We start from the raw sequence: 14668 nt of genomic DNA on the forward strand, positions 1-14668 counted from the left end.
ATGACGTCGGCACATCCAACATGGCGGTGACTGAATGACCGCTATCGCGAGCAGGCTCACTCCTACAAGGGGGACGGTGACCAATTTCGGGTTTTTGTGCTGCGCAACTACTGCCAATCACCCAACAGCGTTAATCTGGCCGACACTTCAATCGCCCCCCCGGAGCCGCGTCGGTATGGAACTTCACGTCGTGATCAATGGCCGCAAGGACCTGGCCGGCCAGTTGTACAACCAACTGCGCGGCGCCATCGAGTCCGGGCGTCTGGCGGCGGGTACGCAGTTGCCGCCCAGCCGTCTGCTGGCCGAGCAACTGGGGATCTCGCGCAAGACCATTTCCGACACCTATGCGCAGCTGACTTACGAAAATTTCCTCACCGGGGTGATCGGCAAAGGCACTTACGTCAACGCCCGCCCGGCGCAGATCCAGCGCAAGCAAAGCCACACCGAACTGGCCAGCGCCGAGGTGATCGAGCGCTGGCGCAATCTGCCGGTGTTCTTGCGCCACCCGTCGCTGGAAGGCTCGCTGCGCTACGACTTCATCGGCGGCGCCACCAGCAAGGGCCAGTTCCCGCATGACGACTGGCGCCGCTGCGTGTCGCACGCGATGCGCCAGATGGCCGGCTCCAAAGGTTTCTACAGCGTGCCTGAAGGCCTGCCGGCGCTGCGCAATGCGATTGCCCGGCACATCGCGTTTTCGCGCGGGATCAACTGTCAGGACGAGGACATCGTGGTGTGCAACGGCGCGCAACAGGCGCTGGACCTGATCACCCGCGTGCTGATCAGCCCCGGCAGCCGGGTGGCGATGGAAGATCCGGGGTATCCGCCCGCGCGGTTGCTGTTCGGCACCCACGGTGCCGAGGTGGTTGGAATCCCGGTGGATGCCGAGGGGATTGTGGTCGAGCAGATTCCCGAGGGCACGCGGATGATTTATGTCACGCCGTCGCACCAGTTCCCGCTGGGCATGCCGATGAGCCAGGCGCGCCGCGAAGCCTTGCTCGCCCGCGCTTATGAGCTGGGCGCGATCATCATCGAGGACGACTATGACAGCGAATTCCGCTACGAAGGGCGGCCTACGGACTCTCTGTTCAGCCTCGATCAGCGCGGCATCGTGGCCTACGTCGGCACCTTCTCCAAGACCCTGCTGCCGGAGCTGCGCCTGGGTTACGCGATCCTGCCGCCGGCGATTCTCGAAGCGGTGATCCGCGCCAAACAACTCACCGACCTGCACGCCTCGACCCTGCCGCAATGGGCGCTGGCCAAGTTCATTGCCGAAGGCTGCCTGCTCAAGCACATCCGCCGTTGCCACGGGATTTACGCCCAGCGCCGCGAGCGAATTCTGGCGCGTATGGCCACGGATCTGGCGCCGTGGCTGGAGGCGATACCGCCCAGTGCCGGGTTCCACATGGCGGTGCTGTGCAAGGTGCCGATCGACCTGCCGCTGGTGATCGAACTGGCGAAAAAAGTCGAGGTCGGGCTGTATTCCATCGACGGATTCCATTACCGGCAACCGGTGAAGAGCGGTCTGTACTTCGGCTTCGGCGCCATTGAAACCCTCGACATCGACACCGCTCTGGATCGCCTGCGCGACATTCTGCAACAAGTGGCGTGAATGATTGGTCTGGGCGATTAACCGCCGATTGGTTATTGGTGATCAGCAGGTGCAGGCCTATTCTGCACAAGCGTTATCCCTCAATGAGCAGGATTCGTCCGGCCTGATTCAGGAGTGTGAGCAATGTCCAACGAAGTGATCAACACCGTCCAGGTGCGCGCCGCCGCCGGCCGTTCGGAAGAGCTCGGTCGGCAGTTGCAGAAGATCGTAGACACCTTGCGTCAGACACCGGGCTGCGACGCCTATATGGTCGACCGCTGCCCCGAGGACAGCCAGCGCTGGACGGTAAGCGCACGCTGGCAGTCGGAAGCGGCGATGCAGGCGCATTTCAACCGGCCCGAGGCGCAGGGGTTTATCGACCTGATTGATAGCCGTCTGGCCAATAGTGTGGATTTCAACAGCTTCCCCATCGTCTGACCGGACGCCTTCGCGAGCAAGCCCGCTCCCACATTTGGAATGCGATCAACTGTGGGAGCGGGCTTGCTCGCGAAGACGTATTCAGCTGCACCGCCGAACGACTGATTGGTCACCCGATCTTCCCGAATATTGGCCGTTTGAATACCCCACCCCGCAGACTACTGTGGTCACCACCCCTCCCCAACTGGTGATCGAACATGAAAGCCCTGCACCTCTTCACCGCCGTTCTCGCCCTGTCCATGTCTGCCGCCGCCCTGGCTCACAACCCATCCGAGAAAGTCACCGTCCTGCAAGATCAGATGCTGAAGAACGCCCCCGGCAAGAAAGCCATGATGATCGAAGTCGACTACAAACCCGGCCAATCCTCGATCGCCCACAAACACGACGGCACCGCCATGGCCTACGTGCTCGAAGGCGAAGTGATTTCCCAGGTCAAGGGCGAACAGCCGATCACCTACAAGAAAGGCCAGTTCTGGTACGAACCGGCCGGCTCCGAACATCTGGTGTCGAAAAATGCCAGCAACAGCAAACCGGCGAAGTTGCTGGTGTTCATGGTGTTGGCCCCGGACGAGCAAGTATTGATCCCCTTGAAAAACTGATGGTTGTTGGCACAGCCATAAATAAAAAGGCGCAAAACACTGTTTTGCGCCTTTTTATTTCCCGAGGCAATTAACCGATTCGCCTTAAAGCCAATAAAACTAATGCATCGCCACAACTCGAAAAATTGTCAGCTTATTTACAGGTTGGCGGGTTTAGTCTGAATCAACTGTCGTGCGCCCGTCACCCACAGCCGCGACAACGCTGACTTTCCGACTGAAGTTGCTTCACGGGAGACTCATCATGAAACTTGCTTTTGCCAGTACCTTGGCGATATCGGTTTTAGCCTTGTCCGCCTGTTCAGTACCCACCGCGCCGAAAGCGGTGTCGTCCCTCGATACCCTGTTCACCCAACCGGTCGGCCGCAGCAGCGCCGCCCAGGTGCAAAGCGGTCCCGGCGTGTCACTGGGCGTGGTCTACAGCCCCAGCACCCTGACCAACCGCGAATACCTGCGTGACTATCAGGCCAACGCCGGCACCGGTTTCGGCCAGAGCCTGCTGGTGCAGCCGATCCACGACGCCTACGTCAACACCTCGAAACCGGACATGGCGGTGGATTGGGTCAAGGCCTCGCTGCAACGGCAGTTCGGTTCGGTCACGGTGTATCCGGACATGCAGAGCCTGCGCGCGGCGCACCCCGATGTGGTGGCGATCGTCGACACCCACAGCCAGTTGATTACCTCGCGCAGCTCCGACATTAAGGCCGATGTCAGTGCGGATTTTTATGATGCGAAGTTGAATTACATCGGTACGGCGAAAGGTTCGGAGGCCAAAGAACTGACACCGGTTTGGGCGGACTTCAAACGTTCGGAAGAGATCGTCGCCGATATTAATCAACAGCAGGAGGTGCAAGTTCGGGCGTTGCAGAAGTTTGATCAGTCGCTGAGTAATTTATTGACCAGACCGACAGATAAAGTGTCGATGCTTGATAGTAAACAAGCACATAAGTTGTATTGATATAAAGGGCGCCATCGCGAGCAGGCTCACTCCTACAGTTGGAATGCGTTTCCCTTGTAGGAGTGAGCCTGCTCGCGAAGGGGCCAGACCAGGCAAAACAAAACCCACAGACACAAAAAAGCCCCGGCATCTCACGACACCGGGGCTTCTTCATTCAACCACTACTCAGGCCAGTTCAAGCTCGGCATTCGCAGCAGCCGCAGGCACCACCGCCTGCCCGCTCAACGCGAGGTCAAGCAGTTCACGGTTGGCTACTGCATACATGGCGTAGTCAGTGCCGCTCGCAGCACGGATTTCCACCAGCATGGCGCGCCAGCGCTCGATCATGCTTTCGTGCTGTGCCATCCACAGCGCCAGGCGTGCTTCCACGTCCTGAGTGCCGTCGCCCTGTTGCAGGACAGAGATGGTGATCGCACGTTGCTGCCAGTCCACATCGTCACGGAACGCTTCACGGGCCAGGGCCTGCCAGTTGTTTTCAACCGGCAGCGCGCTGATCTGTTGCAGGTACCAGGTGATGTCCAGCGCACTGCCCACGGCGAAGTAGGCCTTGGCCACTTCAGCCGGATCCTGGCCAGTGACGTCGGACGCTTCGATGATCGGCAGCAGGGTGTACAGGTGCGAGGTACCCGCCACCATACGCGCCAGCAACTCCGGTACACCGGCCGCGACGTAAGCCTGATAACGCGCCTGCCAGTTTTCACGGATTTCGCCGCTCAGCAGTTCGTCGAGCTTCAGCCCCAGCTCCTTGAGGTGCGGACCGAAGTGCGCGACGTCACGGGCAGCGTTCTGCTCGTTGCGACGGGCACGCAGGAACCAGCGCGTAGCGCGACGGCCCAGACGCATCAGCTCGTCCATCAGCTCCAGTTGCACGTCAGCGGAGACCTGATAGTCCAGCGCTTCGATCTGACGGAACCAGTGCGGGAGGTGGAAGATGTCACGCACGATCACGTAGGCGCCGGCCACGTTCGCCGGGCTCATGCCGGTCGACTCTTTGAGTCGCTGAACGAAGGTGATGCCCATGTGGTTGACCAGATCGTTGGCGATCTGGGTGCTGACGATCTCGCGCTTCAGACGGTGACGACGCATGGCTTCGGAGAACTTGCTGACCAGGGTCGGCGGGAACGCCGTTTCCATGTCGCGGGTCAGGTAGTCATCGTCCGGCACCAGCGAGTTCAGCAGCTGTTCCTTGAGGTCGATCTTGCTGTACGAGATCAGCACCGACAGCTCGGGACGGGTCAGGCCATGGCCTGCCGCAACGCGCTCGTTGATCTGCTCTTCGGTCGGCAGGAACTCGATGGCACGGTCCAGCTTGCCACGGCCTTCCAGATCGCTCATCAGACGCTTGTACTCGGCAATGCGCTCGTAGGCACGACGCGCCGCCAGGGACAGAGCCTGAGTCTGCTTGTAGTTGTTGCCCAGCACCAGACCACCGACTTCGTCGGTCATGCTCGCCAGCAACTGGTTGCGTTGCTTGTCGGTCATGTCGCCGGCCTGAACCACTTCGTTCAGCAGGATCTTGATGTTCACTTCGTGGTCGGAGCAGTCCACGCCACCGGCGTTGTCGATGAAGTCGGTGTTGGAGCCGCCGCCATTGAGGCCGAATTCCACACGACCCAGTTGGGTCATGCCGAGGTTACCGCCCTCGCCCACGACTTTGCAGCGCAGCTCGTTGCCGTTCACGCGCAGTGCGTCGTTGGCCTTGTCGCCCACGTCGGCATGGCTTTCGGTGCTGGCCTTTACGTAAGTACCGATACCGCCGTTCCACAGCAGATCCACCGGCGCCTTGAGCAAGGCGTTCAGCAGTTCGGTCGGGGTCAGCTTGTCGGCCTTGATGTCGAAGCGTTCTTTCATCTGCGGCGAGATGGCGATGCTCTTCGCGCTGCGCGAGAAGATGCCGCCGCCTTCGGACATAATGCTGGTGTCGTAGTCGGTCCAGGCCGAACGCGGCAGGTCGAACATGCGCTGACGCTCGACGAAGCTGGTCGCCGGGTTCGGGTTCGGATCGATGAAGATGTGCATGTGGTTGAACGCGGCAACCAGTTGCAGCTTGTCGGACATCAACAGGCCGTTACCGAATACGTCACCGGCCATGTCACCCACGCCGACCACTGTGATGCTGTCTTCCTGAACATTGATGCCGCGCTCGCGGAAGTGGCGCTGTACGCCGACCCACGCGCCCTTGGCGGTAATGCCCATTTTCTTGTGGTCGTAACCGGCGGAACCACCGGAGGCGAACGCGTCACCCAGCCAGAAGCCGTAGTCGATGGCGATGCCGTTGGCGATGTCGGAGAAGGTCGCAGTGCCCTTGTCCGCGGCCACCACCAGGTACGGGTCATCGTCGTCATGACGCACGACGTTGGCCGGCGGCACCAGCGCGCCGTCTTTCAGGTTGTCGGTGATGTCCAGCAGACCGGAAATGAAGATGCGGTAGCAGGCGATGCCTTCGGCCGCGATCTCGTCACGGCTGCCGCCCAGTGGCAGGCGACGCGGCAGGAAGCCGCCCTTCGCACCCACTGGCACGATGACCGAGTTCTTCACTTGCTGGGCTTTTACCAGGCCGAGGACTTCGGTACGGAAGTCTTCTTCACGGTCGGACCAGCGCAGACCACCGCGCGCCACGTTACCGAAGCGCAGGTGCACGCCTTCGACGCGTGGTGAGTAAACGAAGATTTCGAACTTCGGTACCGGCTTCGGCAGCTCAGGGATCGCGTGCGGGTTGAACTTGAAGCTGAAGTACGACTTGTTCTGGCCGTTGGCATCAGTCTGATAGAAGTTGGTGCGCAGGGTGGCTTTGATCAGGTCCAGGTAACGACGCAGGATGCGGTCTTCGTTGAGCACCTGAACGTCGTCCAGTGCGGTCAGAATCGCTTGTTCCAGACGCTGTTGCTTGTCTTCCAGATCATCGCTGCCCAGCTTGCGCGCCAGGTAGAAACGGGTCTTGAACAACCGGGTCAGCTCGCGAGCGATGTCGGTGTGGTTGTTCAGGGTGCTGGCGATGTAACCCAGGTCGAAGCCCAGACGGATCTGCTTCAGGTAACGCGCGTAGGCACGCAGCAGCGCCACATCGCGCCATGGCAGACCGGCGGTCAGCACCAGACGGTTGAACGCATCGTTCTCGGCGTCGCCACGGACGATGTGGACGAACGCATCCTGCAGGGTGTCGTTGAGCTGCTGGATGTCGAGGTCCAGACCTTCGGCGGCAGTGAACGCGAAGTCGTGGATCCAGAACTCGCGGCCATTGGTGTGACGCAAACGGTACGGGAACTCACCCAGCACGCGCAGGCCGAGGTTTTCCAGAATCGGCAAGACGTCGGACAGCGCCAGCGGGGTGTCGGCGTGGTACAGCTTGCAATGCAGCTCACGTTGGCCGGAAACCTGGCCCAGCGGCTGATAGAAGCTCATCACCAGCGGATTTTTTTCGTTCAGGCTCAGCAGGTGCTGCATGTCGACCACGGCCGAATGCGCCGCGAAACGCTCGCGGTAGCCGGCCGGGAAGCCTTTCGGGAAGTCCGCCAGCACGTTGGTGCCGTGGGCTTCGCCGAAGCTTTCGACGGTCAGTGCGGCGTAGTCGTCCTGCCAGCTGCGGCAGGCCTGCACGACTTCTTTTTCCAGCAGCAGCGGGTCGATGTCGATGCGGTTCTTCGGATCGACACGCAGGATCAACTGCACGCGAGCCAGCACGGACTCGGAGAAGAAGGTCCAGAACTCGCAGTCGGTGGCCTTCAGGCGCTCCATCAGGACTTGCTGGATCTTCTGGCGCACTTCGGTGGAATAGATGTCGCGCGGCACGTAGGCCAGGCAGTAGCAGAAGCGACCGTACGGGTCTTTGCGCAGGAACACGCGGATCTTGTTGCGTTCCTGGATCTGCACGATCGACATCACGGTGCTGAACAGTTCGTCGACCGGGGTCTGGAACAGGTCGTCACGCGGCAGCACTTCGAGTACCTGCGCCAGTTCCTTGCCCAGGTGAGCCTTGGACTGGAAGCCGGAACGGCGTTCGATTTCTTCGACCTTGCGACGGATGAACGGGATGACCCGAACGCTCTCGCCATACACCGAGGAGGTGTACAGGCCCATGAAGCGGTGTTCCTTGATGACGTTGCCGTCAGCGTCGATTTCACGGATCGACACGTAGTCCGGGTAGGCCGGACGGTGTACGCGGCTCGGGTGCGCAGCCTTGGCGAACGACAGCAGGGTCGGTTCGCGCAGGTAGTTCACCGCGTAGTCTTCGATGTGCCGGTCTTCGTTGGTCAGACCGGTGCGCAGCAGTTTGGTCAGACCGAGGAAGGAATTCTGGTCGTATTCGATATGGCCGCCATCGGCCTGATCGACAACGGTGAACTCTTCGTAGCCGAGGAAGGTGAAGTGGTTGCCCACCAGCCATTCCAGGAAGCTCTTGATTTCGGTCTTTTCGTCGGCATCGACGGCGAATGCGCTGTTATCGAGCTTGGTGAGGATCTCCTGCACCTTGGCCTTCATCGGCTCGAAATCAGCGACCGCGACGCGCACTTCACCGAGCACTTGCTCCAGTTCTTTGCTCAGCACATTCAGTTCGGCCGCGTTGGCGCAGCGGTCGATTTCCAGGTACATCAGCGACTCGTGCAGCACGCCTTCGCCGGTGCTGCCCTTGGGCAGGATTTCCAGCAGCTCGCCCTTGCTGCCACGGCGTACGCTGAGCACGGTGGTCTGCAGGGTGTGGATGCTGTAGCCGCGGCGGTTCAGCTCGGTGCGGACCGAGTCGACCAGAAACGGCAGGTCGTGGTGCAGGACTTCGACCGCGGTGTGGGTCGACTGCCAGCCGTGGCGTTCGTAATCAGGGTTGTAGACGCGCACTTGCGGTTGCGCGTGATCGAAGCGCTCAAGCAGGCGCCACGCGGAAAGAGTACAGCCAGCGAGGTCGGAGAGGCGACGTTGAGTCAGCTCGTCCAGGGAAATGATGCCGAAGAATTGTTCAGCGAACAGCGCCACTTGTGGCAGTGCCTGTTCACTGATGTGCTGCGCCAGTGCCGCTTGCAGTTGGTGCTGGAAGTCGGCTTTGCTGGCTGCGGTGAAGAACGCCATCTGTGGTACTCCGCTTAAGCTTGTTATTGATGGAAAGCGTCGCGTGCAACACCCCTTTCGGGGCTTGTGTCGCCCTGTTCCTGATTCTCGGGCAGAGGAAACAGGGGGACAGGTGGGTGAAGCTGGACGAGACACTCAGGTCACATTCACCTTCCATTGAATGGGCATCTGCAAAAACGACTGTCGAGGCCGCCGACAATGTCTTTACGGGTGCTCATCCGTTGCGCAGCTTAATGGGTGCGACAATGTGTCTGCTTGCGGTGCTGCGACATATTCGGTCATTGGCACGTAAACGCGGCCCCGCGCACCGGTAAACATTAGCAGCCCAAGAGAATTCTCGCGCTTCAGGTGGCCGTTCAACAGGCAAGCGCACCTGAAATGACCGATTACCTGAAATTCGTTCCTGCCACACCTTTCCTCCTTGGAAAATCACCCAGCCAAAGCTTACACAGCCTTCGATTGTTCGCACCAAAAAACCAATAAAAACAACAAGTAGAAACACACTAAAGAATCCTTACAAACTGACAAGAAATGTCTCACATAATTTGAAGACCGAATTCCTACAGCACGATTTGAACGCAAAAATCGGCAGTGCTATCTATATAAGCGCACCTCATAAAAAACAAGACATCAGTTATCAAACCGACCCACGGAACGGGTCTCTATCAAAGAAAGGAATCAACACATGCGACAACTTGAACTTCCGACAACAATAATCTACGGCGATGGCTCCTGGGAAATCATCAATTTGAACCCTGGCACCATTCGCGGAGATATTCTCAAGAATTATCCGCTGGGCAACCCGATGCATGGGCTCACACTGGCGATAGAAAGTGACTATCTGGAAAAAAGCGCAATTTAGAGCAAGGCTTGCAAACAGAGCTGAACATTATAGACAGCAGACACCCACCGCTGACCCACCCCACTCCCGATACATGGCTAAACAAAGCCACCAACATTGTCAATGAATTGCTTTTTCAAAAAAACACCGAACTGCAGCAAAAATTAAGGGATATTAAAACGTCGCAACAATATGCGAAGTTACAAGCCACTTACGACGCCATGCTTCTGAACGAACAAATCGCAAATCTTCAAGACCGCCAGACCAGACTGTATGCCGAAATAGCTCGGCGACAGGCCCAGGCCCTCGCCCAACAGCAGGCCGCCGAAGCGGCGCGACAAGCTGAAGAGGCGCAAAGACAAGAGCAGGCGCGTCAGGCTGCTCTGCGACTGGAGGAAGAAAAACAACGGATCGCTGCTGAAGCGGAGGCCAAACGTATTGATGACTACAAACGCGCGGTGGCTTACGTCGCCGACGCGAACAAATTCATCCTCGAGAAATACGGCGCCAACCTGCATCAAGTGGTGATGGATCTTCAAAAGGATGTATCAGGGAAAAAGATCAGGAGCTACAACGAAGCGCTGCGAACGTTCGAGCAGGTGCGAACCAACCCGAATGCAAAGCTCAGCCCGCAGGATACCCGTGCGGTTGTCGACGCACTGAACGCACTGGACAAGGCGTCCTACATGGACAGTGTCAATCGGCTCGCCAAAGGATTTGGCGTAACCGGAAAAATCGTGCAGGCGCATTCTGTTGTGGAAAAGGCAATCATCGGTTTTCAGGATGGAAACTGGAAACCCCTGTTACTCGAATTCGAAAGCATTGCCGCAGGAGCCGGAGCAGGGATGCTGGTCGCTCTCATAGCACCACCAGTGCTAGCTGCTTTTTCGTTTCCACCCGTAATTGCTGTAGTCGCTACCGGTCTCCTCGTGGCTGGCGTTGCCGCTTTACTCGATGCCAAAACCGTAGAAAAGATAAATGACACAGTATTCACGCTAGTTGAAACGACGCCAGCGCATTAATACTCTGCCTGCCGGTTCAATTAATTGAGCCGGCCACCAAACAAGGATTACACGGTGCAAAACACTCCTGAGCCATCCATATCAACCGCATGTTTTATATCCATGCTGGCGCCGATCCTCCTCATCAACCTGATAGTTCCAATCATTAACGAGCACCATCCTATGCTGCTCGATTCTGCTCTACAAAACTATCTGATCGAAAACATCGGCTTCTGGTCATCCAAACTCCCTCTAAGCTCCAGGATAACCACGAATTACATTGCGGTATTTGCGCCAATATTCAGCTTAATATTCCTGTACCGATGCTTAAAAATATCCGACCAGATATTTGAAAGAGCAAACAAACTTTCACTCATAAAATATTCCTTATCGCTCATTGCCCTGCTTTTATTTTGCTCTATCTTCACCTATGAAGCTTATTTAAACTCCACCGACCTCATGAGCCGCGACTCAAAACTGAGGATCATGGGTCAGAATTTTCTATTCTATTCAACGTACTCTTCAGGAGTTTTTCTTTTCGTATTCTTACTCCCCCCGATTCTCTTTCAGCTCCTGTTTTACGTTCCTTACCGCACAATCATGCACTTTAGAAAACAGCCCTCAGAACTCAAAAAAGATTCAAGGCAACATCCTCAGGAACCACCTCGAAGAAAAAAAGGAAAGCAGCCACATTGAGCTTATGCCTTCCCTTTTTCCTGGGCCGCTTAGCCCCCATCAACATCAGTCAGGCAGCTCCTCGAAAGCCCTGAATTTACTCACGGTGGCACAGTCGTAACACATGGTTTTCAGAATCAATTTATCCATGCTGGCGTCGATATTGCTGGAGTCACACTCTCGGCAAAACAGCCTCAAATGACCGAGCAGATCGCTGTCAAAAGCTGCACGGGAGAAGAACTGCGGCACCAGTTCATCGCGCCAATACATTCCCGGCGACTTGGAAAACCCGGCACCGCTGTCCTTGAGCACTACGTCATACAACAACCGATGTAACGCCGATTGCGGTACCCGCGAATCACGGTGTGCGTTTTTGCGCCAGTTCCGAGTCAGGGCATCCTGAGCGGTCCCGAGCATGTTGCGCGGGATGGTGTTGGACGCGTGATTGCGACCTTTGGAGTTGCCGGTGGCGTAGAAGTGCGCAGCGTTTTTTACTGCCAGGCGGGCGAAGTAGTAGAGCTGGCTTACGGAAAAATCCTGCAGGAGTTGCCCCACAACCGTTTCGGCACGCGCCTCGGCCGTGAACGAAAAACTGACTTCGTTGGCCAGCACACGGATGTATTGAAGCGATTCTTCTCGGGCCAGATCGAAAATCAGCCCGTAGAGTTCGCTCTTCCAGGCGACCTGAATCTCGCCGGATAACTCCTGATATAGCGTCAGGTACAGGCTTTCCCGATTACAGCGCGCAACTCCGCCGAGTGCCACATTAGGCTGCCAGCGCACTGCGCAATAGTCACTGATACTGCAACCCTCAGTGCGATCGAAGGCCCTGATATCAGAGCTCGTCGCGACCGTTAACACGCCCGCCTCGTGCAGACTCTTCAATCTTTCCTCGCTGGCCTCGACGCTCGGTGCCAGATGTTCGCTTCGGGATGTCGCGCTCAACGGCGCGATCCATTCGGGATGACTGCCATTGCCATCGTCAAGCAAGGCCAGCAACGTCAGCTTCTGCACAAACCCAAGGGCTGAATACGGTACCGCAGGACTCGGTATACCGAAGCGCGATTCAAGTTCGCGGCGATCACGCTCGGCCTGCGCCGCCAATTGTTGCTGATGAACCTGGCAACATGCCGGGCAAGTACACGCCATGCGTCGGCCATGGCGGGCGGATGCAGAGTATCGGTGCTCGCACCGTATGCACTTGTAAGGATGACGCTGCGAGATCGGAGTGCCCCGGGCGTGCCGACGTACCCACATCGGCACATCGCAATAAGGGCACTTCAGATCCTGACTGACAATCGGCGGCAAAACCTTGAGCAAGCTGCGGACAGTTGCAGGGATCTGATACTCGACCAGAAGCGCAGCGCTTTTTTCTCCGTCCAGATATCGCTGATAAATCTGCTCAATCTGATCGTCCGACAGGTGTGCAACTTCCTCAGCGCGCTCGAAATACGGATGCATTGAAAGAGCTCCTTTTTTCAGTTTGTGTTGACGCACTCCTTTGCGTTCGAACCGCAAAATAATGACAATCGCGGCGATAAAACAAGCGAAAAAGCAGAAAATGGCTGCCAAGTTCAAACAAGTAATTTTTCCTGCGGCATCCTCGGAAATTTCAACCCTCAACCCAGAATTCATCTGTCGGAATTTTCCTTTTTCATTGATTCCGCCAGGTTTCACGCACCCTCTTGTTGCAGGCATCAATAAAGCAACCCACGCAAGAGAGCAGCGCAAATGCGCCAAGGCTGGCAAAATCGCGCTTTCGATTGCACTTAGCGCCCGTCGGCCAGGAATTCCCCCATGCAAATGACCACCGCCCTACTGATCGTCAACCCGTGCGACGACGAAGAAGACAACATGGCCATGCTCTGCTGCCATAGCGACAAGGGCGACATGTTTCTGATGAGCCGCTACCCGGACGAGGACGAGCTGGAGATCACCCTGGATGGCGAGCCTTCGACGCTCGACGGCGTGAAAGTCACCCTGAGCAAGACCCTGCTGAAGATCGAGATCGCAGCGGCGGATGCCGATGCGTTGAATGGCGATGATGTGCTGGAAATTACCTTCAATCCGGACATGGTTGATCTGGCTGAAGTTGAAGAAACCCTGAAGAACATCCTGGATGGCACCGGGACCTATATCAGCCAGATTTGATGCTGGCTGGACTGGCCTCATCGCTGGCAAGCCAGCTCCCACAGTGGCCAATGTGTTGCACAAGTCGCATTCGCACCTCTAATACCTGTGGGAGCTGGCTTGCCAGCGATGAGGCGAAATTTGACGTTGTCTGGACTGCCCCTTTCGCGAGCAGGCTCGCTCCCACATTGACGGGTGTACGCCGTTCAAATGTGGGAGCGAGCCTGCTCGCGAAGAGGCCCGAAAGAACACTGCACCTTTCTCCGGCTACAAAATCCCAACAAATCCCCCAGTCATTTCCCGCACTTTGCGCAAAATGCCGTTAGTCGCCACCCCCCTCGATGGATTAAAGTAACGCCCCCAGCCCCGGCGTTATCCGAACGCCTGTGGCCACCCCTTTCCAGGAACAGTCACCGATGGAACATCGTGAAGCGCTGCTGGCGCTGCGAACCTTTCTTTCAACGCAGATTCTCGGCCAGGAAAAACTCATCGAGCGTTTGCTCATCGCCCTGCTCGCCGACGGCCACATGCTGGTCGAGGGCGCTCCGGGTCTGGCCAAGACCAAAGCGATCAAAGAACTCGCCGAGGGCATCGAAGCCCAGTTCCATCGCATTCAGTTCACCCCGGACCTGCTGCCGGCCGACATCACCGGCACCGAGATCTATCGCCCGGAAACCGGCAGTTTTGTGTTCCAGCAAGGGCCGATCTTCCACAACCTGGTGCTGGCGGACGAAATCAACCGGGCCCCGGCCAAGGTGCAATCGGCGCTGCTCGAAGCCATGGCCGAACGTCAGGTCAGTGTCGGGCGCAGCACGTACGAACTGTCGCCGCTGTTTCTGGTGATGGCCACGCAGAACCCGATCGAGCAGGAAGGCACCTACCCGTTGCCCGAAGCGCAGCTCGACCGCTTCCTGATGCACGTAAAGATCGGCTTCCCGGATGCCGCCGTCGAACGCCGGATCCTGCAGCAGGCCCGTGGCGAAGCGCTGAATGGCGAAACCAAGCCTGAACGCCGGGTCAGCCAGCAGGCGATCTTCGCTGCGCGCAAGGAAATCCTCGGTCTGTACATGGCCGACGCCGTGGAGGAATACCTGGTGCAACTGGTCATGGCCACGCGCACCCCGGCCAAGTTCGACCCGGAAATGGCCGAGTGGATCGCCTATGGCGCCAGTCCACGTGGCTCGATCGCCCTCGACCGTTGCGCCCGGGCCCACGCCTGGCTAGCCGGTCGCGACTTCGTCAGCCCCGAAGACATTCAGGCGGTGCTGTTCGACGTGTTGCGTCACCGCATCATTCTGTCGTTTGAAGCCGAAGCCGCCGGCATCGATCAGGATCGGGTGGTGCAGCGGATTCTCGACGTCGTAGCCGTCGCTTGACCCC

11 protein-coding genes are annotated in these 14668 nt (G+C 57.8%); 9 read left to right on the forward strand and 2 right to left on the reverse strand.

Going from position 1 to position 14668, the window contains the following annotated elements:
* Nucleotides 1-175: 175 nt before the first annotated feature.
* From pdxR to AC3WMV_RS15820, 4 genes are all read left to right on the forward strand, one after another.
* Complete coding sequence (gene pdxR / locus AC3WMV_RS15805) at nt 176-1609, forward strand: MocR-like pyridoxine biosynthesis transcription factor PdxR (RefSeq protein ID WP_103369815.1); 1434 nt, start codon at nt 176-178, stop codon at nt 1607-1609.
* 123 nt (nt 1610-1732) lie between these two features.
* Nucleotides 1733-2026 carry a putative quinol monooxygenase gene (locus AC3WMV_RS15810; protein ID WP_003225668.1) on the forward strand — a complete coding sequence of 98 codons (294 nt, stop codon included), beginning with the start codon at nt 1733-1735 and terminating at the stop codon, nt 2024-2026.
* A 197-nt stretch (nt 2027-2223) separates the two neighbouring features.
* A complete protein-coding gene (locus AC3WMV_RS15815; RefSeq protein WP_103369428.1) occupies nt 2224-2625 on the forward strand; it encodes a cupin domain-containing protein in 402 nt (133 codons plus the stop codon).
* 241 nt (nt 2626-2866) lie between these two features.
* On the forward strand, nt 2867-3580 hold the full coding sequence (locus tag AC3WMV_RS15820) for an ATPase (protein WP_103369426.1): 714 nt from the start codon (nt 2867-2869) through the stop codon (nt 3578-3580).
* Nucleotides 3581-3745: 165 nt separating this feature from the next.
* Here the strand turns inward: AC3WMV_RS15820 and AC3WMV_RS15825 are convergent, their stop codons facing one another.
* Complete coding sequence (locus AC3WMV_RS15825; protein WP_103369425.1) at nt 3746-8641, reverse strand: NAD-glutamate dehydrogenase; 4896 nt, start codon at nt 8639-8641, stop codon at nt 3746-3748.
* Nucleotides 8642-9326: 685 nt separating this feature from the next.
* Between AC3WMV_RS15825 and AC3WMV_RS15830 the strand changes: the two genes are divergently transcribed.
* Genes AC3WMV_RS15830 through AC3WMV_RS15840 form a run of 3 tightly spaced genes read left to right on the forward strand, consistent with a single transcriptional unit; the run spans nt 9327 to nt 11179 of the window.
* Nucleotides 9327-9503: a hypothetical protein gene (locus AC3WMV_RS15830; protein WP_158248894.1), complete on the forward strand. Its 177-nt coding sequence runs from the start codon at nt 9327-9329 to the stop codon at nt 9501-9503.
* Nucleotides 9504-9511: 8 nt separating this feature from the next.
* On the forward strand, nt 9512-10504 hold the full coding sequence (locus AC3WMV_RS15835; RefSeq protein WP_103369424.1) for a colicin-like pore-forming protein: 993 nt from the start codon (nt 9512-9514) through the stop codon (nt 10502-10504).
* Nucleotides 10505-10558: 54 nt separating this feature from the next.
* Nucleotides 10559-11179 carry a hypothetical protein gene (locus tag AC3WMV_RS15840; protein ID WP_146038513.1) on the forward strand — a complete coding sequence of 207 codons (621 nt, stop codon included), beginning with the start codon at nt 10559-10561 and terminating at the stop codon, nt 11177-11179.
* 45 nt (nt 11180-11224) lie between these two features.
* Here AC3WMV_RS15840 and AC3WMV_RS15845 read toward each other — a convergent pair whose 3' ends face one another.
* Nucleotides 11225-12835: a hypothetical protein gene (locus AC3WMV_RS15845; protein ID WP_256584968.1), complete on the reverse strand. Its 1611-nt coding sequence runs from the start codon at nt 12833-12835 to the stop codon at nt 11225-11227.
* A 120-nt stretch (nt 12836-12955) separates the two neighbouring features.
* Between AC3WMV_RS15845 and AC3WMV_RS15850 the strand changes: the two genes are divergently transcribed.
* Together AC3WMV_RS15850 and AC3WMV_RS15855 are read left to right on the forward strand one after the other, a co-directional pair.
* Nucleotides 12956-13309: a hypothetical protein gene (locus AC3WMV_RS15850; RefSeq protein WP_011334588.1), complete on the forward strand. Its 354-nt coding sequence runs from the start codon at nt 12956-12958 to the stop codon at nt 13307-13309.
* Between the two features lie 395 nt (nt 13310-13704).
* On the forward strand, nt 13705-14664 hold the full coding sequence (locus AC3WMV_RS15855; protein ID WP_003218556.1) for an AAA family ATPase: 960 nt from the start codon (nt 13705-13707) through the stop codon (nt 14662-14664).
* Nucleotides 14665-14668: the final 4 nt, after the last annotated feature.

It is taken from the genome of Pseudomonas sp. FW305-3-2-15-E-TSA4 (assembly GCF_058787295.1).

Excerpts from the sequence above, each read along its gene's own strand:
- pdxR (WP_103369815.1), top strand. The coding sequence starts at position 176 with ATGGAACTTCACGTCGTGATCAATGGCCGCAAGGACCTGGCCGGCCAG.
- AC3WMV_RS15810 (WP_003225668.1), top strand. The coding sequence starts at position 1,733 with ATGTCCAACGAAGTGATCAACACCGTCCAGGTGCGCGCCGCCGCCGGC.
- AC3WMV_RS15815 (WP_103369428.1), top strand. The coding sequence starts at position 2,224 with ATGAAAGCCCTGCACCTCTTCACCGCCGTTCTCGCCCTGTCCATGTCT.
- AC3WMV_RS15820 (WP_103369426.1), top strand. The coding sequence starts at position 2,867 with ATGAAACTTGCTTTTGCCAGTACCTTGGCGATATCGGTTTTAGCCTTG.
- AC3WMV_RS15825 (WP_103369425.1), bottom strand. The coding sequence starts at position 8,641 with ATGGCGTTCTTCACCGCAGCCAGCAAAGCCGACTTCCAGCACCAACTG.
- AC3WMV_RS15830 (WP_158248894.1), top strand. The coding sequence starts at position 9,327 with ATGCGACAACTTGAACTTCCGACAACAATAATCTACGGCGATGGCTCC.
- AC3WMV_RS15850 (WP_011334588.1), top strand. The coding sequence starts at position 12,956 with ATGCAAATGACCACCGCCCTACTGATCGTCAACCCGTGCGACGACGAA.
- AC3WMV_RS15855 (WP_003218556.1), top strand. The coding sequence starts at position 13,705 with ATGGAACATCGTGAAGCGCTGCTGGCGCTGCGAACCTTTCTTTCAACG.